At 42.5% G+C, this 22,479-nt stretch carries 24 protein-coding genes; 8 read left to right on the forward strand and 16 right to left on the reverse strand.

Going from position 1 to position 22,479, the window contains the following annotated elements:
* The first annotated feature begins 26 nt into the window (after positions 1 to 26).
* From arsC to H3U73_RS04705, 6 genes are all read left to right on the forward strand, one after another.
* Positions 27 to 383 carry an arsenate reductase (glutaredoxin) gene (gene arsC, locus H3U73_RS04680; RefSeq protein WP_198190126.1) on the forward strand — a complete coding sequence of 119 codons (357 nt, stop codon included), beginning with the start codon at positions 27 to 29 and terminating at the stop codon, positions 381 to 383.
* Positions 384 to 1,043: a YdcF family protein gene (locus H3U73_RS04685; RefSeq protein WP_144370485.1), complete on the forward strand. Its 660-nt coding sequence runs from the start codon at positions 384 to 386 to the stop codon at positions 1,041 to 1,043. It begins immediately after the preceding gene.
* A 399-nt stretch (positions 1,044 to 1,442) separates the two neighbouring features.
* Positions 1,443 to 2,732, forward strand: coding sequence for a glutamate-1-semialdehyde 2,1-aminomutase (gene hemL / locus H3U73_RS04690; protein WP_198190127.1), 1,290 nt, complete (start codon positions 1,443 to 1,445; stop codon positions 2,730 to 2,732).
* A 434-nt stretch (positions 2,733 to 3,166) separates the two neighbouring features.
* Positions 3,167 to 3,427: a hypothetical protein gene (locus H3U73_RS04695; RefSeq protein ID WP_084551580.1), complete on the forward strand. Its 261-nt coding sequence runs from the start codon at positions 3,167 to 3,169 to the stop codon at positions 3,425 to 3,427.
* A 128-nt stretch (positions 3,428 to 3,555) separates the two neighbouring features.
* Positions 3,556 to 4,218 (forward strand): response regulator transcription factor, encoded by a 663-nt coding sequence (locus H3U73_RS04700; protein WP_198190128.1) that lies wholly within the window; start codon positions 3,556 to 3,558, stop codon positions 4,216 to 4,218.
* The gene (locus tag H3U73_RS04705) at positions 4,194 to 5,603 is read left to right on the forward strand and encodes an ATP-binding protein (RefSeq protein ID WP_198190129.1); all 1,410 of its coding nucleotides are present in this window, start codon (positions 4,194 to 4,196) and stop codon (positions 5,601 to 5,603) included. Before H3U73_RS04700 ends, H3U73_RS04705 begins: the two co-directional genes overlap by 25 nt.
* 267 nt (positions 5,604 to 5,870) lie before the next feature.
* Here H3U73_RS04705 and upp read toward each other — a convergent pair whose 3' ends face one another.
* The 6 genes from upp to murI form a co-directional block, all read right to left on the reverse strand.
* Complete coding sequence (gene upp, locus H3U73_RS04710; RefSeq protein WP_084551583.1) at positions 5,871 to 6,503, reverse strand: uracil phosphoribosyltransferase; 633 nt, start codon at positions 6,501 to 6,503, stop codon at positions 5,871 to 5,873.
* Between the two features lie 75 nt (positions 6,504 to 6,578).
* Positions 6,579 to 6,890, reverse strand: coding sequence for a Grx4 family monothiol glutaredoxin (grxD, locus tag H3U73_RS04715; RefSeq protein WP_025330563.1), 312 nt, complete (start codon positions 6,888 to 6,890; stop codon positions 6,579 to 6,581).
* A gap of 22 nt (positions 6,891 to 6,912) precedes the next feature.
* Complete coding sequence (locus tag H3U73_RS04720; RefSeq protein WP_084551601.1) at positions 6,913 to 8,175, reverse strand: RsmB/NOP family class I SAM-dependent RNA methyltransferase; 1,263 nt, start codon at positions 8,173 to 8,175, stop codon at positions 6,913 to 6,915.
* A gap of 9 nt (positions 8,176 to 8,184) precedes the next feature.
* The gene (locus tag H3U73_RS04725) at positions 8,185 to 8,859 is read right to left on the reverse strand and encodes a DUF3108 domain-containing protein (RefSeq protein WP_144363216.1); all 675 of its coding nucleotides are present in this window, start codon (positions 8,857 to 8,859) and stop codon (positions 8,185 to 8,187) included.
* A gap of 17 nt (positions 8,860 to 8,876) precedes the next feature.
* Complete coding sequence (gene purN, locus H3U73_RS04730; protein WP_084551585.1) at positions 8,877 to 9,518, reverse strand: phosphoribosylglycinamide formyltransferase; 642 nt, start codon at positions 9,516 to 9,518, stop codon at positions 8,877 to 8,879.
* 23 nt (positions 9,519 to 9,541) lie between these two features.
* On the reverse strand, positions 9,542 to 10,348 hold the full coding sequence (murI, locus tag H3U73_RS04735; RefSeq protein WP_038648809.1) for a glutamate racemase: 807 nt from the start codon (positions 10,346 to 10,348) through the stop codon (positions 9,542 to 9,544).
* A gap of 235 nt (positions 10,349 to 10,583) precedes the next feature.
* On the opposite strand from murI, the gene tsaE reads away from it, so the two are divergent.
* A complete protein-coding gene (tsaE, locus tag H3U73_RS04740) occupies positions 10,584 to 11,054 on the forward strand; it encodes a tRNA (adenosine(37)-N6)-threonylcarbamoyltransferase complex ATPase subunit type 1 TsaE (protein WP_025330558.1) in 471 nt (156 codons plus the stop codon).
* 3 nt (positions 11,055 to 11,057) lie between these two features.
* Positions 11,058 to 12,380, forward strand: coding sequence for an N-acetylmuramoyl-L-alanine amidase (locus H3U73_RS04745; RefSeq protein ID WP_084551586.1), 1,323 nt, complete (start codon positions 11,058 to 11,060; stop codon positions 12,378 to 12,380).
* A gap of 935 nt (positions 12,381 to 13,315) precedes the next feature.
* Here the strand turns inward: H3U73_RS04745 and H3U73_RS04750 are convergent.
* The 10 genes from H3U73_RS04750 to H3U73_RS04795 form a co-directional block, all read right to left on the reverse strand.
* Entirely contained in the window at positions 13,316 to 13,759 is a 444-nt protein-coding gene (locus H3U73_RS04750; protein WP_025330556.1) for a hypothetical protein, read from the reverse strand.
* Between the two features lies 1 nt (position 13,760).
* A complete protein-coding gene (locus tag H3U73_RS04755) occupies positions 13,761 to 14,966 on the reverse strand; it encodes a hypothetical protein (protein WP_144363217.1) in 1,206 nt (401 codons plus the stop codon).
* A complete protein-coding gene (locus H3U73_RS04760; protein ID WP_084551588.1) occupies positions 14,966 to 15,544 on the reverse strand; it encodes a phage tail protein in 579 nt (192 codons plus the stop codon). The genes H3U73_RS04755 and H3U73_RS04760 overlap by 1 nt, the downstream gene beginning before the upstream one ends.
* Positions 15,537 to 16,682: a baseplate J/gp47 family protein gene (locus H3U73_RS04765; RefSeq protein WP_198190130.1), complete on the reverse strand. Its 1,146-nt coding sequence runs from the start codon at positions 16,680 to 16,682 to the stop codon at positions 15,537 to 15,539. Before H3U73_RS04765 ends, H3U73_RS04760 begins: the two co-directional genes overlap by 8 nt.
* A gap of 2 nt (positions 16,683 to 16,684) precedes the next feature.
* Positions 16,685 to 17,050, reverse strand: coding sequence for a GPW/gp25 family protein (locus H3U73_RS04770; protein ID WP_084551590.1), 366 nt, complete (start codon positions 17,048 to 17,050; stop codon positions 16,685 to 16,687).
* A gap of 83 nt (positions 17,051 to 17,133) precedes the next feature.
* Positions 17,134 to 17,763 carry a phage baseplate assembly protein V gene (locus H3U73_RS04775; protein WP_084551591.1) on the reverse strand — a complete coding sequence of 210 codons (630 nt, stop codon included), beginning with the start codon at positions 17,761 to 17,763 and terminating at the stop codon, positions 17,134 to 17,136.
* The gene (locus H3U73_RS04780) at positions 17,747 to 18,844 is read right to left on the reverse strand and encodes a phage late control D family protein (RefSeq protein WP_084551592.1); all 1,098 of its coding nucleotides are present in this window, start codon (positions 18,842 to 18,844) and stop codon (positions 17,747 to 17,749) included. Before H3U73_RS04780 ends, H3U73_RS04775 begins: the two co-directional genes overlap by 17 nt.
* Positions 18,832 to 19,053 carry a tail protein X gene (locus H3U73_RS04785; RefSeq protein WP_025330549.1) on the reverse strand — a complete coding sequence of 74 codons (222 nt, stop codon included), beginning with the start codon at positions 19,051 to 19,053 and terminating at the stop codon, positions 18,832 to 18,834. Before H3U73_RS04785 ends, H3U73_RS04780 begins: the two co-directional genes overlap by 13 nt.
* A gap of 2 nt (positions 19,054 to 19,055) precedes the next feature.
* Positions 19,056 to 19,952 carry a phage tail protein gene (locus H3U73_RS04790; RefSeq protein ID WP_084551593.1) on the reverse strand — a complete coding sequence of 299 codons (897 nt, stop codon included), beginning with the start codon at positions 19,950 to 19,952 and terminating at the stop codon, positions 19,056 to 19,058.
* Positions 19,952 to 22,477, reverse strand: coding sequence for a phage tail tape measure protein (locus H3U73_RS04795; protein ID WP_198190131.1), 2,526 nt, complete (start codon positions 22,475 to 22,477; stop codon positions 19,952 to 19,954). The genes H3U73_RS04790 and H3U73_RS04795 overlap by 1 nt, the downstream gene beginning before the upstream one ends.
* Between the last annotated feature and the right edge of the window lie 2 nt (positions 22,478 to 22,479).

Raw genomic sequence — 22,479 nt, forward strand, 5'->3', positions numbered from 1 at the left:
TTATTTATAGAAGTTCAGGGATAATCATGACACACACCGTCATACTGTACCATAATCCAAACTGCTCTAAGTCGCGCGCTGCCCTGTCTTTACTCCGAGTACGCAATATTAATACCAAAGTCATTCCCTACCTGACCGAGCCTTTATCCGAAGCACAAATTCGTTCACTGAAACAAAAACTGGCCATCAATTCAGCACGGGAAATGATGCGCAGTAAAGATGATCTGTTCATACAACTGAATCTGCTTGAAGCAGATGAAGATACTCTGATTGCCGCAATGGCAGCACATCCGATTTTAATTGAACGACCGATAGCTGTATACGGCGAACATGCCGCTATAGGTCGCCCGTTAACGAATATTGAAGCTTTACTTGAACAATAAATGGGCTCCGGCACACGTTTAGGTTTTTGGTATTGTCTGCGCACTGTAATTGCCGGATGTAGCCTATTTGTTGGGGCCAACTATGCTTTTAGTGTTGCTACAGTCTACCAGCTCAGCCATCCGCAGCAAGTACCGACAGAAGCCGATGCCGCTATCGTGCTTGGCGCAGCCGCATGGGATAAGCGCCCTTCACCAGTTTTCCGTGAACGTATCAATCATGCCATTAATCTGTATCGTGCCGGCATAGTAAAAAAAATTCTCTTTACTGGTGGCAGCCCCAGAGCCGGTTTCATGACGGAAGCAGCCGTCGGACGTCGCTATGCTATCCGTAACGGTGTTGATGCCAATGATATTATTTATGAAAATCATTCGCGTGACACCTGGCAGAATCTGGTTAATGCAAAAGCCATAGCTGATGATAATGATCTAAATAGCTTTATTATTGTCAGCGATCCATATCATCTGGCACGTGCTTGCTTTATGGCACGTGATCTGGGTTTAAATGTACAGCTTTCGCCTACTCCGACTACCCGCTACACCGCAACCCAGTCGAAATTACGCTTTATTGCGCAGGAAAGCTACACTTTAATGGTATATCAGTGGGTGCAGCATTTATCAAAATTTCCGCGTTTTATTCGTATGCTTCGTACACTAGTTTAGTAATTTTCTTTTAGTTGCCTCAGAATCTGAGAACTCAGTCCATTAATTTAGCTAAAAAATATAAATCTCATATGGTTTTAAGATTTTAAATCTGAAATCTTAACTCCGTCTTTATGTATGTGACTTACGATTTTACAATCAGCTATAGATTATTTTTATTTCACAGAAAATAGATAAGTTTTACTTAATCAATTATCAATAGCAAGAAATTACATATTAATATTTAATAAATCAATTATTTCACCATTAAAAATACTTACTGCTACCCTGATATTTTATTTTATCTTCCAGATTCCTGTTCGAAAAGCTAAAGACAATTAACCTTTAAGGGTAATCGATAGTATGATTAATCCCTGAATGCAAGTTATCTGATATTCCAATAAAGCAGAGGTCATAATCATGGATAGAAACCAACAGCTCTTTGAAGAGGCAAAAGCCATAATTCCCGGCGGAGTAAATTCTCCTGTACGGGCTTTTGGCAGTGTCGGCGGCATACCCCGCTTCATTAACAAAGCTCAGGGAGCTTATGTATGGGATGAAAATCAAACCCGTTATATTGATTATGTCGGTTCATGGGGACCAGCCATTGTCGGTCATGCACATCCTGAAGTTGTTCAGGCAGTCTGTCAGGCGGCCGAAAATGGCTTATCTTTTGGTGCACCGACAGAAAATGAAATCCGAATTGCTGAAGAAATACGCCATATCATGCCCAGCATGGAACAGATTCGACTGGTCAGTTCAGGTACAGAAGCAACCATGAGTGCAATCCGTCTGGCCAGAGGTTTTACCGGCAGGGACAATATCATTAAATTTGAAGGCTGTTATCATGGTCATTCAGATAGTCTGCTGGTTAAAGCCGGATCTGGTCTGCTAACCTTTGGTAATCCCAGCTCTGCCGGCGTACCTGAAGATTTCAGCCGCCATACCCTGGTATTACCTTATAATGACGTTGAGGCTTTACAACAAACGTTTGCCAGCAAGGGCGACAGTATTGCCTGTGTTATTGTCGAACCAATTGCCGGTAATATGAACATGATCCCCGCCACAACTGAGTTTGTTCAGGCACTGCGTGAACTTACAGAACAGTATGGAAGTGTTCTTATTTACGATGAAGTAATGACTGGTTTTCGCGTTGCTCTGGGCGGGGCACAATCTATCCATGGTATTAAGCCTGATTTAACGACAATTGGCAAAGTAATTGGCGGAGGCATGCCAGTAGCAGCTTTCGGTGGCCGTGCAGACATTATGGCCTGTATATCGCCTTTAGGTGCTGTTTATCAGGCAGGTACCCTTTCTGGTAATCCGGTATGTGTAGCAGCCGGACTAAAAACACTGGAAATCATACAACGACCGGATTTTTACACTACACTCAGCAAACATACCCGACAGTTGAGTGATGGTCTGACGGCAATCGCACGTGAAGCCAATATCCCTTTCAGCAGCCGCAGTGAAGGCGGAATGTTTGGTTTTTACTTTACTAATAATCTGCCATCCTGTTTTGCAGATATGCAAAATACCAATCAGATATTATTTAAAGAGTTTTTCCATGCCATGCTGTCACGCGGTGTTGCATTTGCACCATCAGCATATGAAGCGGGTTTTGTTTCAGCTGCTCATAGCAGTGAAATCATTGCAGATACACTGGGTTTAGCTGCCGAAGCATTTACGGAAATTGCGCGCACTGTCTGAGACATTTATTCTTACCAGTGTATGTCAAAAGTAAAACATACACTGGTATTCTAGATAATAATCAACTCTGAACTAATAATCACGTAATTTAAATATCTTTATATTTATACTTTTAGCAGTCACATATTAAGACAAGATTAAGTTCCATTTTCTATAAAAATCTCATTTATTTTTTATTAACGAATAGATTTCAATAGTATATAAATAATAGTCTTTATTCAACATATCAAACATAAACCATTATAAATGCATAATATTTTAAATTTTAAACTAATAAGCGAATCTATACTTACTCTAAATAATAACATTTAATTACATTAAATTAACAATAAACAACATTTAGCTAAGTCTTGCCTAAGTATTTAAAGCCATACTGTGCATCAACAAGAACCGAGATGGTTATTGTCTTTAATTACTTTTAATGGAGATCTGTCATGAAAAAAATCACTGCTGCTGTTGTAAGTGCTATCTTTGGTTTAACTGCTGCTGCTGCCTTTGCTACTCCCCCTAAACCAGCTACAGCTACCACCACTACTACAACCACTACAGCTGAAAACACTAGTGCTAAAACTGTAAAACCAGCTGTTAAAAAAGCACCAGCAAAAAAAGTACATACTAAAAAAGCACATGCCAGAAAAGCAGCTGCTAGTACTACTACAACTAAACAAACTACTACCACTACTGAAACTAACTAATCAGTCGCTGGTTAACGTTTAAATAAAACCGTTTCAGGAATCCTGAAACGGTTTTTGTTATCATAGATATCTCACAGTCTGAAACAATACAGACTGGTTTACAAGTCTATGCGGAAAAATGTTAACTCATGCGAATTTTACTTCTTGAAGACGACAAAATGATTGCAGAGGCATTAAGTGATATGCTGCATGCTGCTGGTTTTGCCGTTGATTGTGTTGCTAACGGTATTGCAGCTGAAAATGCATTGCAACCAGAAATTTATGATATTGCCCTACTGGATATTGGTGTACCCAGACAGGATGGTCTAAGTGTTTTACGCCACTTGCGTGTAAAAAACTGTGATTTACCCGTTATTCTGATTACTGCCCGAGACACAGTGGAAGAACGCATTAATGGTCTGGACAGCGGTGCCGATGACTATGTAATTAAACCTTTTTCGCCTTCCGAATTACTGGCGCGTATCCGGGCTTTATTACGCCGCCGTAGCGGACATGCAACTCCTATACTAAGCAATGGCACCATTACCCTGAATCCTGCTACTCGTGAAGTCAGTGCCAACGGACAGGTTACCCGGCTGTCAGCACGAGAATATGCTTTGATGTACAGTTTATTGCTCCAACCCGGCACGATACTGTCTCGACAGGAACTGGAAGAAAAGCTATACGGCTGGAATGAAGAAGTAGAAAGCAATGCCGTAGAAGTAGTTATTCACGGAATTAGAAAAAAACTGGGCAGTAATGTGATTAAAAATGTTCGAGGACTGGGATGGCTGGTAGACCGACGCGGATAGTCTCATCACTACAGTGGCGCTTATTACTGGTTTTAACCATCGTAGTGACTTCAATCGCTATTATTGGTGACATTCTTGCCTATCAGACTGCTTTTCGGGAAACACAGGATTTACAAGATGCTCAGCTGGAGCAGATAGCTCATTTACTTGATCCGCGCAGTTCCATACTGCGCAGAGATACACAGGAAGATCTCAACTTTCCTGAAAGCGCCAGAACGCTGCCCAAACCGCGCGTGCTGGCACAGACACTAGATTCACCTTATCTCAATATTCTGATGGGAGATGATAATGCTGTGCAGAACCTTCAGCAATTACCTGATGGTTTTCATAACTTTACTACGGTAGCTCGTCATTGGCGGGTTTACCTGCTCACCCGTGAACGTGAGCGGATTATTGTTGCTCAGCGTACAGCATACCGAAATCATATAGCCAAAGACAGTGCATTAAGTGTAGTCTGGCCATTTCTTATTCTAATGCCTATTCTATGGCTGTTTACAGCTATCTGGATTCGCCGCCTGTTTCGGGCAACGCAGGAAATGAGTAGCGAATTAACCGCACGCAACGCCAATGATTTATCACCTTTGGATACCAGGCACGTACCGACAGAAATCCGCCCTTTCATTACCGCACTTAACCGCCTGTTCAGTCAGCTACAGGCTGCGATGGAGCATGATAAAAAATTTATTAGTCATGCAGCACATGAATTACGTACACCAATTACCGCACTTACCTTGCAAATAGCACGTTTTGATGAACCGGAATTAACTATTCAGGATCAACACAAACTTATTGAACAAATCAAAGCAGGTATTGCACGAACTGAACAGCTGCTTACCCAGTTATTATCGATGGCCAGAGCACAGCATCAGCAGCAACAACATCTGATAGCGAACAATGCTCAGAAAACTGCACTAATGCCCTTACTGCGTGATTTAATTGCCGAATTATTGCCGCTGGCCGAACAAAAAAAACAGAACTTAAGTTTCGACATTAGCGAAGATGTTTTTCTGCCAGTCAGCAGTAATGATTTATATACTATTTTGAAAAATATACTGAGTAATGCCATCAAATACACTCCTGTTGATGGGCAAATATGCATTGGCATTAGACCAACTACAGATAATAAAACGATTTTACTTATAGAAGACAATGGTCAGGGAATCTCTGAAACTGAACGCCAGCTAGTATTTGAACCGTTTTATCGTATTTTGGGCAACAATGAAAGCGGAAGCGGTCTCGGGCTAGCAATCGTTAAAACCCTGTGTGATCAGTGGCACATCAGTATCAGTCTGGCAGACTCTGGCCTGCGAAATTCAGAACAGAAAGCAGGACTGGCTGTAAGCCTGATATTCAGCCCAGATAAGCTGCAAGCACAAAACAAATAACATCTTAAATCTTACAAAATGATTGCATCAAATTGTAATTAACCGGCAAATATTTGATTTATCATCTTATAAACAAAAACTTATTTCTTATCCAACAAACCAATTCTATTTAGAATATTTATCTGATACCCATATCCATTTTTAAAAACAAATCTGGATTTAATTCAGCATAATAAAAAACACAGAATCTTCCATACAGAAAATTCTGTGTTTTTTATTAGCAGATTCTTTCAGCAATCAGACTGCATGAAATAATCTGAATTTAAATTACCAGTGCTTAGTACCAAAAATCTTGTCACCAGCATCGCCCAAACCAGGAATAATATAGCCATTATCATCCAGATGATCATCCAGAGCCGCTGCATAAATAGTCACATCAGGATGAGCTTCATTGACAGCCTTTACCCCCTCCGGAGCTGCTACAAGAACCAATGCCTTAATATCCTTGCAACCTTTTTTCTTAAGTAACTCAATAGTTGCATTCATGGATCCGCCTGTTGCCAGCATTGGATCAATGATCAATGCCGGGCGTTTATCCATCTGACTGACAAATTTTTCAAAATAAGGTACCGGTTCCAGCGTTTCTTCATCGCGCTGTAAACCTACTACACTGATTTTAGCTGTAGGAATTAAGTCCAATACGCCATCCAGCATACCCAGCCCTGCCCGCAGAATCGGTACAATAGTAACCGTTTTGCCTTTAATCTGGTAAGCATCAATCTCACCACACCAGCCCTGCATTTTGACAATTTCCACATCAAAATCACGGCTGGCTTCATAAGCCATTAAGCGAGCCAATTCTTTAGTCAGCGTACGAAAACGATAAGTACTGCAATCCTCTTCTCGCATTAATGACAGCTTGTGCTTCACCAGAGGATGGTCAATCACATTTATATTCATAGCCAGTTCCAAAAAATAATTGCTATAAAACCTGAATAAAACAGCTACCGGAAAATATTTCCGAACAAAACTCTGTCAGACAGACGCCAGCAAAGTCTGCAATTCACCTGCTTCGTACATCTCCAGCATAATGTCAGAACCACCGACAAATTCACCTTTTACATACAATTGCGGAATTGTCGGCCAGTCTGCATATTCCTTGATACCCTGACGGATATCTTCATCTTCGAGCACATTAACAGTATAGAACTCTTTTAAACCGGCAGCTTGCAATATTTGTACAGCACGGGATGAAAAACCACACTGTGGAAACTGCTTAGTGCCTTTCATGAACAACACAACCGGATGTTCAGTAACAAGCGTTTTAATTCTTTCCTGAGTACTCATGTACATTCCTTCTTATATCACTTTATTTAATGCGTGTAAGTACAGCGGCAAAAAAACCGTCTGTATGATGTTCACCGGTGTTCAGCTGCAGATAGTTACCCTGCATATCAGGTAAGACATTACTTTTAAGCAAAGTCTGCACCGGTTCTATATGCCAGCCTGTATTGGCTGCCAGAAAATTATTTAACTGTTGCTGATTTTCCGTTTCCAGAATACTGCAAGTTGCATACACAAGCCTTCCGCCCGGACGTACCAGTTCAGAAGCTGCCTGTAAAATTGATTGTTGCTGCTCGAGCAACGTCCGGATATTGTCATTACTCTGACGATATTTTAAATCAGGATTACGGCGCAAGGTGCCCATGCCGGAACAGGGCGCATCAACGAGCACACAATCTGCCTTATGCTTTAATCTGGCAATACGGGCATCATGCTCATTATCAATCCGCTGCGGATGAATATTAGTGAGACCTGCCCGAACCATTCTCGGCTTCATATTAGCCAAACGTTTTTCAGCCACATCAAAAGCATACAGCCGTCCGCTGCCAGCCATCATTGCCCCCATCGCCAGTGTTTTACCACCGGCTCCGGCACAGAAATCGACAGCAATCTGACCGCGTTTAACGCCTGTTAGCAACGCCAGCAGCTGACTGCCTTCATCCTGAACTTCCAGCACACCGTCTAAAAACAGCGGATGCTTGTTTAAAGCCGGTTTATCAAATAGCCGGATTCCCCATGGCGAAAAAGGCGTAGCTTCAGCACGCAATCCTTCTGCCTGTAACGCAGACAGAATCTTATCACGTTTGCCTTTCTGAGTATTTACCCGTACATCCAGCGGCGCCGGCTGCATAACACTGCGACCGTAAGTAGCAATCTGATTATCATCCCAGCCCTGCTGTTGCAGACACTCAATTAACCATTGAGGCAGCTCAGCAGCTGTTGTCAGATCGGAAGCAAAAGCAGACTTTTGCTCTTTAACATCAATCAGCCACTGCTTTTCTTCTGAGTCACAAAGTGATTCTACACCGTGTACACTTATTCCCCGCCCTAAAACCAATGCAGCCAAAGCTGCCCGACGTGGTTTTTGATGCGGTTTTGGCAGCATCTTCTGAATTTTCTGCAAATGGCGGATAGTAGCGAACACAGTTTCAGCTATTTCCTGCCGGTCACGCATACCCAGCTTGCGCTCACGCCGGAAAAAAGCTGAGAGCACAACATCTGCAGGCTGTCTGAATGTTAACACCTGTGCCAGCGCAGAAGTAGTTAAATCAAGTTGTTGTGCATTTATCATAATTTCTTAAAAAACCTTCCCGTTAATCCGGCCGCCTTTCAGTTGCAATGTATATACTTTACCATTGTCCACATAGCTAATCCGTACCGGAATATTTTCAAGCTGGGGAGCGAATGCATATTCCACTACATCATCGCCACGACTGATACTGTACTGTCTGATCTCAATTTGCCGTCCGTTTAACATCAGCTGATCACTACCACGGCCGTTAACTGCATCCAGTTGGTATACTTTTTTACCATTAGTCAGATAAGTATTTGCGGACAATTTACCTTGATTAAAGCCCAGCTGCCAGCCAAGAGCAAACATATCATATACCGGTCCGTTCACCGACATATGTTTAACTGCTTCGGAAACCTTACCGTAATCAACCCCATGCTCAGAAAAACGTGCCTGAGCATATGGTTTGCCAAAGCGGCTGTCAGTGTAGGAAAGCGGATTTAAAACTGAGTCTTTTACGGTTCCGGACGAAACAAACTGCATCTGGTAAAAAATCAAATTAATTTGCGTATTGATCTGATACTGACCATCCTTTTGCACAAAATCCATATTTACCGGCAAACCATAACTGTCGACAAACTGCAATTGTGCCTGCTGAGGCAGTTCTGCTGCCTGTGCCATAGGTATGAACAGCAAATTTATCCAGACAAATATCAAACCTGAATATACTTTCAACTTCATATTTTTCTCATAACATCTCAGTTTTTCAGGCAGGCCACATTATCCGTAACAGCATCAGCAAGATTTTTTACCCTGTTCCCTTCAACTACCAGATTTCCGGCAACAAAATCAGCTACTGCTTTTGGTAAAAGCTGATGTTCAATCTTTAATACCCGCTGTGCCAGAGTATCGGCAGTATCCCCGTTCAGAACAGGTACTACACCCTGCGCTATAATCGGACCGCAATCCAGCTCGGCAGTGACAAAATGAATCGTACAGCCTGCAACCCGGCAGCCACTATCCAGTGCACGCTGATGAGTGTGCAGTCCGGTAAAAGCCGGTAATAATGACGGATGAATATTAATTAACCTGTCTGTATAATGCCTACAAAACTCAGGCGTTAAAATGCGCATGAAGCCAGCCAGTACCACCAAATCAGGCTGATAAGCATCAATATGCTTCATCAATGCCGCATCAAATGCTTCACGGCCTGGATAATCATGATGGCTGATTGCCTCAGTTGTCAGCCCGTGTTGCGCAGCCCACAGTAAACCGGCAGCATCAGCCCGATTACTGATTACTGCCACAATTTCTGCCTGCGCAATATCAGCTTCTGCAAGAGCCTGCATATTGCTGCCACGACCGGAAATCAGAATCACAATTCTTTTTTTAGCGCTCATCTCTCACCTGTCAACCAAAATACCTAGCCCAAAGAAACCATTTCCAGCTGCTCCAGACTTCGCCCCAGAAATCGCTCACCAATTGTCTGGAAACGTAGCGGAATATCACTGACATAAAACCGGTATTGCGCACCTGAATGATCAGGATTAATCAGATTATGCTGTTCCAGTGCCAATGCAGTGGCTTCAGCAGTCGTAATCGCTGAATCAACTAATTTCAGATCAGGAGCCTCCTGACGGATTAAAGGCTTCAATAACGGATAATGAGTACATCCCAAAACCAGCGTATCCACTTCTTCTGCCAGAATCGGCTTCAGATACTCCCGTGCTGTCAAGCGGGTAACCTCATGATCCAGCCAGCCTTCTTCCACCAGCGGCACCAGCAACGGACAGGCCTGTGAAAAAACACGCGTTTGTGCATTCTGATTGTGAATCGCCCGGGCATAAGCATTACTATTAACAGTAGTACTGGTGGCTATTACACCAATGTGATTATTCTGAGTGGTTTCCAGAGCAGCCTGTGCACCTGCGGCAATTACATCCAGAACCGGCATTGTGCCTGCAAGCTGCCTTACTTTTTCTCTTGCCACCGCAGCTATAGTATTACAGGCCACAACCAGTGCTTTAACATCATGCTCAAGCAGAAAAGATACAATCTGTTCAGTATAAACCTCAATTGTATGTCTGGATTTCATACCATACGGAACACGCGCCGTATCACCAAAATAAATAATATTTTCATTAGGGAGCCGTTCCATCAATGCGCGAACCACTGTCAGGCCACCCACCCCGGAATCAAATACACCTATAGGTTGTTGTATTGCAGTCATTTGTCTCTTCATTATTGACCATGACAACTCAGTTCAGCATAAACTGAATTAATCGAATATCAGTCATTATTGTGATTATAGCATTGACCCGGAAATATACTCATAGCTTAGTACACAACAAATGTACCTAAAAGAAGCCTGAATCCGGAAACAAGACAGACAGACTGAATTTTATTACTTTCGTTATTACAAACTTTATCGCATAATAACCCCGTTTTGATTAATTAAAAACACCATGTCTGCCACTGAAGTCCGTGAAATTTTTCTGGCTGATGAAAACGATACCCTGAAACTGGGCGAACGTTTTGCACAGCTTATCAGCCCTCCTCTGATTATCTGGCTGGAAGGTGATCTGGGTGCGGGCAAAACAACCTTTACCAGAGGCTTACTCAATGCTCTTGGTTACAACGGTGCAGTTAAAAGCCCTACCTACAATATAGTTGAAACTTATCCGTTTAAAGGCTTTAACCTGCATCATTTTGATTTATACCGTTTTCAAAATCCGGAAGAATGGCTGGATGCAGGACTGGATGAACTGATTACAGCAGACAGCATTATTTTGATTGAATGGCCACAGCTCGGCGGTGATTTGGCACCTCCGGCTGACATTATCCTGAACATCACCATCAATGGTAGTGGCCGTACAGTACAGATAAATGCCGTTACTACAAACGGAACAAAAACATTAAATAAAATTACAGAATAAACTATGTCCAACCACATCAGCCGCCGGAAATTATTAATTACATCTACCGGCACGCTTTTAATCAGCCTGACTCCACTTGCACGCGCAGCCCAGACAGGGGCTGATATTGTGGCTTCACGCATCTGGCCGGCCACAGCCTATACCAGGATGACATTAGAATCCACAACACCCATCCAGTTTAAATATTTTCAGCTAAAGAATCCTGACCGTCTGGTTATTGATATTCAGGGGTCAGCCACCAATCAGTATTTGCGTGAACTGAGCAATAAAGTTCTCCCAATGGATCCCTATATTGCCAGTGTCCGCGTCGGACAATTTAATCCTGAAACCATCCGTATCGTGATGGATTTGAAAACCACCGTTAATCCTCAGGTATTTTCGCTTGCTCCGGTTGCCAACTTTAAAAACAGACTGGTAGTGGATTTATACCCTACCGCCACCGTAGCCATGGAACAGGAAAAAAACGATCCGTTAATGGCTCTATTACAGGATTACAGTCACGGTAAAGTAAACAGTGACGGCACTACCCGTCCTCAGGCTACAGCCTCCACACCTCCGGTAAAAAAACTGCCTGAAAATAAACCTCCAGTAACACAGCAGCCTCCTCAACCATCACGTACACCAAATAAACTGAATCGTCAGCCTGTAATTATGATTGACCCCGGACATGGTGGTGAAGATCCCGGAGCCACAGGTCCTTCCGGTCTGCGTGAAAAAGATGTGGTACTCGCTATAGGGCGTGAAGTAAAAAAAATATTGGATTCGTATGGTTACAAAACTTATATGACCCGAAACGAAGATATTTTTATCCCATTGGGTGTACGTGTAGCCAAAGCGCGTAAACTCAGAGCAGATGTTTTTGTTTCCATTCATGCAGATGCATTTACCAATCCGTCAGCAAAAGGTACTGGTGTGTATGCACTTAATCCTAAAGGCGCCACCAGTGCAGCAGCCAAATATCTGGCACAAACCCAGAATGCAGCTGATTCGATTGGCGGGGTAAATTATTCAACTGATAAAAATGTCAACAACACACTGTTTGATCTGACTCAGACAGCTACCATCAATGATAGTCTGAAACTCGGTAAAGACGTACTGAATCAACTGGCCAAAATCAACAACCTGCATAAAGGCAGTGTCGATCAGGCAAATTTTGCCGTCCTGAAAGCACCGGATATCCCATCAATTCTTGTTGAAACAGCTTTTATTTCCAATCCGACTGAAGAACGCTTACTATCTAACAGCGATTTCAGAAAAAAAGTTGCAAACTCAATTAGTAGCGGAATTAAGGATTATCTGTCTACAGCTGTGCTGGCGCGCCGCTGATGATAATATTCAACGACAATACAGTTATTATTTGAATTAATATGTTTTTCCCGTAAAGGATTAAAAAAATTATCTTATGACATATTTTTAAAAAAATCTGAAAAACAAAATAATACTTAAAAAGCATCGTTTCAGTCAGTTATTGCAAAACAATAGGTGTATCATCAATGGACGTGGCAAATCCAGAAATCATAACCATACACCATAGACCCGAATACCCCCTGATATTATTTGCTACTAGGTTGAATTGAATGCAAAGATACTCAGACCAATATTAATATCTGTAACTCCGACTATTCAGTTTAGATGTTAAATTTTCCGGATTACCTTCAAAAACCAGATGAACTTCATTCAAAAGTTAAACCGATAGACATTGCTAACCTCATCCAAATACGCTGTTGTTCATATAGCTGCCATCCCCTCATTAATCAATCAAATACCATTTTCCATAAGTCCTGCTGTCTAAGAGGATCTGCACCTGCTCTCGGCTCATCAGACAGCAATATCTTAGGCGAAGTCATCATCGCATAAGCATGACCTAATCTTTGTTTCATACCACCAAAAAGTTGACCGGCAAACAGGCCAGAAAAAAGCTACAGTTTGATAAAACTAATGATCACTGGAAAGTTTCCTGACGAACCTGTGATAAAAGACTGCATAACTAAGCATAAAGCTTCATATTTTCCATGTAGGAAGGTATATAACTAACGCTATAGGCGATTTTTTCCATGCGCTATCCGATCCGATTAATGCAGTCAGGTGACCGGAGGAATAATAATTTACAGCTGAATAGATGATTTAGATTTAAAAATAATCTAATAGTCAATTTAAAAAGCAAAGGCAGCCAATAACTATGCTATCAGCTGTCTTAGTGCTTCATTCATAATTCTGAATTACAACATTCTCATTATTTATAAATTTTTCAAATAATCTATTTAAAATTCCTGAGCTTCTTCCCATGAATTAAATAACTTATCAGGATCAATTTTTAAAATATTAGTTAAAAGATTCCATAACTCCTCAGAAACCAAACTGAAAGACTGGCTTTCCTGTAAGTAATTGCGCAGCTTAATTAATGATTTACCTTCAAAATTTTTTTCGGTTACTAAGATTAAAGCATCTTTATTTTTATCAAATGATAACTCAGCCATAGTCAAAAACTGATGACGAGCAAGACAAATGGCATCTTTACGCTTTCTCAATAATTTTTCACTTTTTGTCATGTATTTTTCTGGTTGAAGGTGTCTGGATATTTCTTTATCTGTCATTATCCTGAATGCCTCATTTCCTTCAAGCAATTGTTCGAACCATTTATTTGCTAATTCTTCTGAATCAAAGGCATAAACCATTTTATCATTACTATTTAAATAATATTTCATTTTAACCTCTTCTCAATTCTGCCCACACTCTGACTGGCAAATTACCATTAAGGCAATAACTATGTCCGGGCGGTACAATGCCAAATATTGGCTTACGTTGCGAATCTTCATTACTTGTATTTACTTCACCTAGTAATACACCATTGACAATTAGTTCAGCTGATCTATTGTTTATATGATAAAAACTAATGGCTACTGCAATTGGCGATGAAGTCTGATTTGTATAAGTTATAGAATATCCACGTGCCCCTGTAACATCCGACCAATTCTGATTAACACCCAGTGAATTAACCTGACGTGTTGAAATAATAGCGTTACCATCTCCATTAAACCAGCAACTACCTGAAACATCTCCATTTAAAATAATCTGACGCGAATTTTTTAAAACTGTCGCCGATGCAGCATTACCGCTTGTATTTTGATTTCCTGCTATGTTTACTCCCGGCAAATTTATATTAGTAGAACCATCAAAGTTAATACCACCAATTTTAATGGCATTAAGTAATCTGGAAGCTGTATTAGCATTACCAGATGTATCTTGATTACCTTTAATATTGACACCCGGTAAATCTATATCTGTTTTGGCATTAAATATAACTCCACCAATTTTTCTGGCAGCTATCTGAGCTGCGTATGAGGCAGTAGCTGCGTTACCGGATGTATTCTGATTACCGGGTTTATTTACTCCGGGTAAATCAATATCCGCTGTACCATCAAATTGCACATCACCAATTTTACAGGCCGCCTGCAATTTAGTTGCAGTAGCTGCATTACCAGATGTATCCTGATTACCCTTAATATTGACACCCGGTAAATTTATATCTGTTTTGGCATTAAATATAACACCACCAATTTTTCTGGCGGCTATCTGAGCTGCATACGAGGCTGTAGCCGCATTTCCGGAAGTATTCTGATTTCCGGGCTTATTTACTCCGGGTAAATCAATATCCGCTGAACCATCAAATGCGACCCCACCCACATTTCTGGCTTTGCTAAGTTTGTCAGCTACCTGTGCTTTTTTAGCCAAATCTGCGCTGGCAGCGGTAGCTGATTTATCCAGTTTATTGTCTTTGAGCCATTTGGTTCGATTGGCTAACTGTCGTGTCGGTACATTATCGATACCATTTTCACCACCCAATACCGGATCGGATGTTTCCCATTGATAAATACCTTCTTCCCAGAACGAAGATTCTTTTAAATTTGCCATTAAGCAGTTCCTTTGTTAAATGAGCCATCCCGCTGTGCCTTTCCGTTATGCTGTAGTGGTACAGCAGTATAATCGAGACTGGAAAGCACACAGCGTGCCGGAGCAAAAGCAGCCAGAGTTTGACGTAATAAAGCTGCCTGTTGATTGGTAATCGGGTGATTCAGTAAAATACGGTAATGCGCCCAGTAACTATTATGTCCGTGTACATAGATACCATCGCGCTGAATATTACCGTTGTGCCGCTGGTGATTGAGCCCTTCAATAATCGTTATTTCACCAAAGCCAAGGCGGCGGACAATCTCCCGTAACGACCAGGGTGTTCCCTTGTTACGGTGAAGCTCGTATGCACCTTTAATCAATTGCCTTTTAGCTTGATCGCTTTCTGCCAGCCAGTATCCGTTTACTCCGAGAATACAATGGCTTTCAGCCAGAAGTTCAAGATGATCGGTCAATACCAGTTCTACTAGCCGAGGCATAAGCTGTGGTGTAGACACCAAATCAAGACGTAATCCCAGAGCAGCCAGTGCCCGCATCCGCTGATCACGCTCAATTACTGCTGCATAGGTCAGCTTAGCCATCCACTGCCTCCTCAGCTATGCTCAGGATCAGATCAGTACAGTGTGCCCATGTATCAGCAGCAACCTTAGTCAGCACTAAATCCGGTGTAGCAACGTTATAAACACCATCAACTTTTAATAATGACTGTATAACTAACGGGACTACATCTACTCCGAGTCGTTGCTCCTGACTAATCTGATATTGCTGCCAGGCAGCTCGAACTGCTGCAAGTACAGCTCTTGCGTCAGTGCCTATATACAAAGTTAATATTGCATTTACCTGATAAGTAAACGTTTTCGGAGCCCGTACAATCACCTGATCACATAGTGGGCGTACCCGCTCATCAGACAAAGCTGACTGAACCTGATTAACTAGTTCTGCTGAAGGCAAGCCGGTTTTTGTAAGCAAATTCACTGCAACAACACCTCCCAAGGGTTTACCTTGTTTATCAGTATCATTGGTTACAAAAACATCAATGATGTCCTGACTAACTTGTCTGGCAAAATATTCATAGGCTCCTACAGGTCCGGCAACTGAAAATGATTCAGGAGCAAGCAGAATACGTACCCGATAAGCATCATCGCTTTCAACATCTACTCCGCCACTTGATGTCGTGACATTGCTGACCTTAATTTCAGTAATATCGGTCAAATGATCAGCTAAAGTGTTTATCTGGCCTGGTGACCAGCCATTTCCTATGATTCCCGTTGCCTGACAGACAGCATTGAGCTCAATGCTGGGAGTGGTTGCGGTAAGCATACCTGCTGCTGTAGTAGTAAATATCAGCGAATCCACTGTAACTCTGGTTTCTTTCGGGATCACAATCTGCTCTTTACCTTTTAGTACAGCCTGAAAGCGCAGTGTTGTTTGTGCCGGCTGGGCCTGTAATCGCGGAGTGTTAACATCATCACCACATAAATCCAGCATCAGGCCGGTAGCAAAACGAACATGCTGCTGCCTGTAGGCTTCATTTATCTGTTGACGGGTTAATGCCTCACGATAGGCGTAAGTATTAATCAGTAAGCGTTCAATATGCGCCGGCTGTAGTGTTTTGCCCGTACGATTCTGATAATCATTTATGGTATCGGCCAGAATCGTTGCCAGATCGTCCTCAACTATTTTTACATCTGTTCGTGAAAGCTTAGTTAAATCTGTCATTTTTATACCAACCCAATATTTGTTTGATAAATTTCACCGGCTACCTCTTCTGCGATCCGCCAATGAACAGTTATCGTCAGTTCAGGTGCGTGACCAGTAAAAGAGACCTGCTCCACTACCACACGCTTTTCCCAGGTTTGAATAGCGAGAATCACTTCACGCGTTACTCCCGGAATAAAGACATCTTCTGGTGTATCCAGATAGTCCAGATGGTCTGAACCAAAAGTCGGCCGGGTTACATCTGTCCCTTTACGGGTTATTAAAATATTCAAAATACATTGATTAATATCATCAATACCGGTAACAATATCGCAGCCACTATCCAGTGGCGCTAGCTGCCAGTGGCGGGTACGCGGTGTTATGGTCATAGCGGTTTTCCAAAAATAAAAAATCCCTGTCAGAATGAACAGGGATATAAAAAATAAGAATTAGCAGAGCGTTTCGCTGATTATCAGTTTGGTTTGCCCGTATTTCCACCTGAAGTCAGATCAGGATGAGTATGACTCTTAAGACTTTTACCATCGGCTACCACATCTCCGTTTTCAACCTTAATTGTGCCGGTTATTGAGGCTGCCGTACCACCACCGCCGGAACCGGCCATTCCGCCCTGATAGGTCAGTTGCCCCTGTACCAGTAAGCTGCCGGTAGCAGTAGTAGTAGGTGCATCAAGAGTAATATCACCTGCTTTAACCAGTACCGTATCTGCTTCTACAATTACTGCTCCACCAGTCTGAACACATACTTCACCACTATTGCGATTATGGCTGATCACCGTACCATTGCTGAATTTTTTCATCCAGACATTATTATTATTTACCGGTGTACTATCTGTCTGATTGTATAAGGCACCCAAAACCACACCATTTTCTCCCCGTGCATCCAGAATACAGGCGACCAGCTCTCCTCTGTCAGGCAGTGAATAAAAACTGTTTCCGCCTGCAGCAGCAGTCAGCATTGGCAGCCAGTCAGTCTGAATATTTTCTAATGCCGGTAAACTGACTTTAAGCATATGCCGTCCGGCATCTATGGATTCAACAATACCAAACTGTAAAGTCGCACCAAATTCATACAGTTTCTGCATGCGTATCACCATCTGCGTCATCAGCAATATATTCAATCATATTTATTTCCAAAGACGTTACATAACCTGAACTGCGGCTCAAATTATGGCTTGCCTGCTTAATCTGGTAATTTCCCGACATTTTGCCATAACCCCTCAGACGAATAATCTGACCGGCTACCAGCTTGACATTACCAAAAAGATCCAGACTGCCGGTTACCTGACATTTGCGTGCATCGGCCAATGCAGCATCTGCACGTGCAGCTAATTGCTGCTGTGATTCCCCTTTATTAGCCACAATTTTCAGCTGGTCACCGCTTGCACCCTGTTTACTTTGCGGGCGTAACGGCTGTCCTTTACGCTTAACCGTACGTACTTGTTTAGCCTTAGGGTCGTAGCCCGAAGCAACCACTTCATTAGGAACGCCTTTGATCTGATCGCGAAAACTGGCTGACTCAATATCTTCTGGCAGCAACTCCAGTACCGGTTCCTGTGCAGTTAATTCCGTATTAGCAATAAAAGCCAGAGTCTTATCAACAATTTTAAAAGTATAGCCAAACTGTTTTGCTAGTCGCGCCAGAAATTCAACATCACTTTCCTGATACTGTGTGATACGTTCAATTTCCAGCTTGGCAATCGGATTTTTAACCACCAGTTGTAATCGTGCAGCTACTGTCTGTACAATTTTTTCCAGAGTGGTTTTTTCATACGCCTTAGGCTGTAAAGTCCGGCTGGCCGAAGTAATTCCAGTTGAAAGTGCTTTCAGAGTAATCACATTTGGTTTAAATGCATAATCGATATCCGCAATCTCAAAATTACCAAGATTCACCAGACCGGTAAACTGATCACCGAGAGAAAATGACAGCAAATCACCCTGTTCAGGATACCAGTTACGCAACCATCTGCCATCTGTATCTTCAAACGACACAGACAGCTCATCTGATTGTTCGCCCAGATAATCCGTATAACTAATGCTGATAAGATAAGGTTTAATTGCTAATGTAATGTCTTTTTTTTCATATCCGATAATAAAATCCGGCATAGTAACCGGATGTGTTTTGCTTAAGCCGGATAATCCTTTTAGCATATTTACCGCATCCATGGTGGCATATCCTCCTGAGCAGCATGAGTATCAGACCGGATAACTGGAATCAGTACAGTCAGATTTGCCGTAAATTGTTCAGCCAGCGCTAAATGCGGGTTGGCCGCAATCAGCCTGTCAATCATCGTGGCATCACCATAGTATTTATGTGCAATCAAATCCCAGCGATCTCCTTCACTGGTCTGATATTGCAAGACTGAATCAACCATAATCAGACCTCATCTTTTCTTGCTGCCAGCCATGCCGTCAATGACTGGGTACCTGCAGTCGCATTTCCAATACTGTCTTCTACCGTTGCTAACACTTGTTCACTGGTATTCAGCCAGTCGCCCCACTCTCCGCTATCGTAACCGGTTTGTATTAAATTAATACATGTTTGCAGCTGACAGGCTGCCTGACCCGTGTAAGACAGAAAATCTGCTGCACCGGCCAGATTTCCGAACCATGCACCAATCTCAGGTAAAGTATTCAGTTTATCCAGAGTCTGACCACCTATAGACAATACATCTGCAATCAACCCCATCCAGCCGGCAGTATTATGCTGAACAGTACGCGCGCGCGTAATCAGGTTCTGAATATCAGTAATATTCTGTTCAACAGAATGATAAATACGCACACCAGTCTGAACCGCTGCGGAAACTTTATTAACCGCGCCTTTAACCGACTCCGGTAAAAGAGCAAGCAGCGGATTCTGTCCGGTCATGATTCCCGGTGTTGGTAACGGATTATTAGGATCACCAACAAATTCAAGCAATTCAACGCTAATTTCGCGCGCCGCCGTACGCCCTTTAGCATCCTGGATCAGAGTTGTACTGCTTAATTGCTGTATCACAAACCAGCCCGCAAACCGCCCGGAACCGAACACCAGCGCCAGCGCCTGCTGTGCTTCTTTAGCACTAATCAGCGCATTATAGGCACTATCCGGATTAGCCAGTTTCCAATGCAGCAGCATACCAAAACGTATCGTAGTCAAATCATTACCGGTAGCCTGCAGGCGCGGTCGCCCGGCCAGTACATCATGTTTGGCAAAAACAGCACTGTGCGTTTCTTCATAACTGGTGAAACTATCCAGCACTTCAAAGCGAATATCCCCTAGCATTGCATACATCAGTAACTCCTCAACTCTTTTGCCTGCATCATGCGCCGGTACATCTGTTCAAATTCACGCTGGCTCAGTGCAAGCGCCTGCTGAATGACTGAACGGTCAGCATTACCATTAACCTGAATTGTTGGATTAAAATTAATGGTCACAGCACCTGAATCATGTCCGGCCGGATAACGGTTCTGTGAAAACTCTACTGCATTTAGCTGCATTTTTTCATTTAACTGTGCAGTCAGCTTTCCAGAACCGGCTTTAAATTTCTGCTGTAAACGCTCAGCTACCTGACCTATCGCCGAAACAGGTTTATCCGCCCCGAGATCAACTCCCAGATGCATTCCCTCCATCAGCGAGCTGCCGATACTTTTAAATACCCGGCTGGGGGAATTAATACCCAATACTGATTTAGCCTTATTAATAATTTTACTGGCAAACTCACCTACAGCATTAACAGCTTTACTGATACCTTCAGTAAAGCTTCGGACCAGACCATCAATAATATTGCGCCCGAATTCACTGAATTTAGCAGGTAATTCTCTGAAAAAATTCATACCGGCTTCAAATTTGGTCTTAACCGTATCCCATAAACCAATAAAGAATTTCTTGATTGGCTGCCAATATTTATAAATCAACAAGGCGGCCATACCAATGGCCAGCGCAACCCAGCCTATCGGTGACATCAAGAAAGCCCGGCCTACTGCCATAATTCCCTGACGCAGCAAATTAAGTACAAACCTGCCTTTACCTAAAACACTAAACCCCTTCCCCAAATTCGAAAAAACCGAAAACAGAGGTCTCACCGCCTTAGAAATCAGACCAAAAGACTGCACAATTTTTCTGATGGGAGCCATTACTGCACGACCAATTGCACCAAATGCTTTTTGCAATAAACCTAATGCAGCGCGACCTTTACTAAAAACAGCAAACTTTTTTCCAATGCCGGACAGCTTACTGCCAAAAGACATCAGTTTCTGACGCAATGAACCTGCAGATTTTCCTACTGAGGAAATTGCAGTTCGAAGACGCTTAAATACAGAACCACTTTGCTTAAGCTCACGTGCCACCTGAAAACGGGCAAAAATAGTACGCAGAACAGCCAGCGGACCGGTAACCATAGTAATCGCATAACGAACAGTCAGTAATACCATCCGTAAGCCTGCCATTCCAATACCAAAAGCCACTACAGATTTAATCAGTGTCGGATGTTTCTGAATAAAAGGCAATACAGTATTAAGCAGCACATCTTTAGCCACCTGAGCGAAAGTATTAATCTCCGGTGCCAGAATAGCACCAAAAGCATTCCCGACTTCAGCAACCGAATCTTGCAGATTTTCCATACTGACAGCCAGCGTATTTGTCTGCAGTTCTGCTCGCTGATCAAGAGAAGGCTGCTGATTTATTTTAGTTTGCATGGCCTGATAACCGGTATGGCCACCTTTAGCAGCGGCTGAAGCAACTTGTCCGCCCTTCCCGCCAAACACAGCATCCATCATATTCAGTGCAGCGCGTTCACCATACTTAGTTTTAACAGCTTTAAAGTTCGTTTCCAGCTCACTAATAACCACACGCATGTCTTTAAGTGAACCGTCTTTATTAAATAAATCAAACTTTACACCGGATTTCTGCATCATCTGGCGCATTTCCGCATTCATAGCTGACGTAGCCAGATGCATAGCTTTAGGTCCCTGCGCCAGCTTATTCAGAAATTCTTCCATCCCATCTGCGGCCACAGCTTTACTGATACCGCCTTGTATTGCCATACCTTCTAAAGCATATATTTTTTGCTGGTTCTGTAAACCGGTCAGATGAAGCCTTTGCAGAGGAGAGGCCATTGCACTTTGAAATTTTTCTATATCTTCCAAACTCATTCCGGTCGAATAAGCCATTTTCTGTACAGCGTCCAGACCGGCTGATAATTCAGTATCTTTCAGCTTATAAGTCTGCATCAGCCCTTTGGCAACAGAAATATCCTCAATTTTTTTACCGAATAATGCATTAAAACTGGCTATTGACTTCATACCTCCCTGCAGTAGCGAATCATCAGACATATTAGCCATCTTCATATTAGTGGCAAGACTGGTAAAATCATTTTTATTTCCCCGCTGCTCAAGGCTTAGCTGTGCTGTTCGGGCATTAATCTGATCAAATCCGCCTGATCTGCCATCATTTTGCATCATAGCCTGCTTCAGCCCGGTTTCAGATGTTTCGCGCTCCATATAAATTTTTACAGACTTTTCAGCTGGTTTCATCAAAGCTTGCAGCGTGCTCTTAGTTTTGCTTAATTCACTACCGATTTTAGTGCGCTGCTCCAGAACCTTATTTTGTCTTTCAATTGCCTGAGTTAATTTATCCTGAGCATTACCCGCTTTAGCCGTCGCTGCTGAAAAACTATCAATAGAGCGAATTTGTCCATGTAAACCTTGTAAAGCTTTCCCCATCTCCTCAACATGCCGGGTCGCTGTACTGATAGCAAAGCCAAAAGCCTTTACAGAACGGTGCACCTCACCAAAATCAGAAACGAATCCATTATCCATAA

This window comes from Snodgrassella sp. W8124, assembly GCF_016100875.1.
GTDB lineage: Bacteria > Pseudomonadota > Gammaproteobacteria > Burkholderiales > Neisseriaceae > Snodgrassella > Snodgrassella alvi.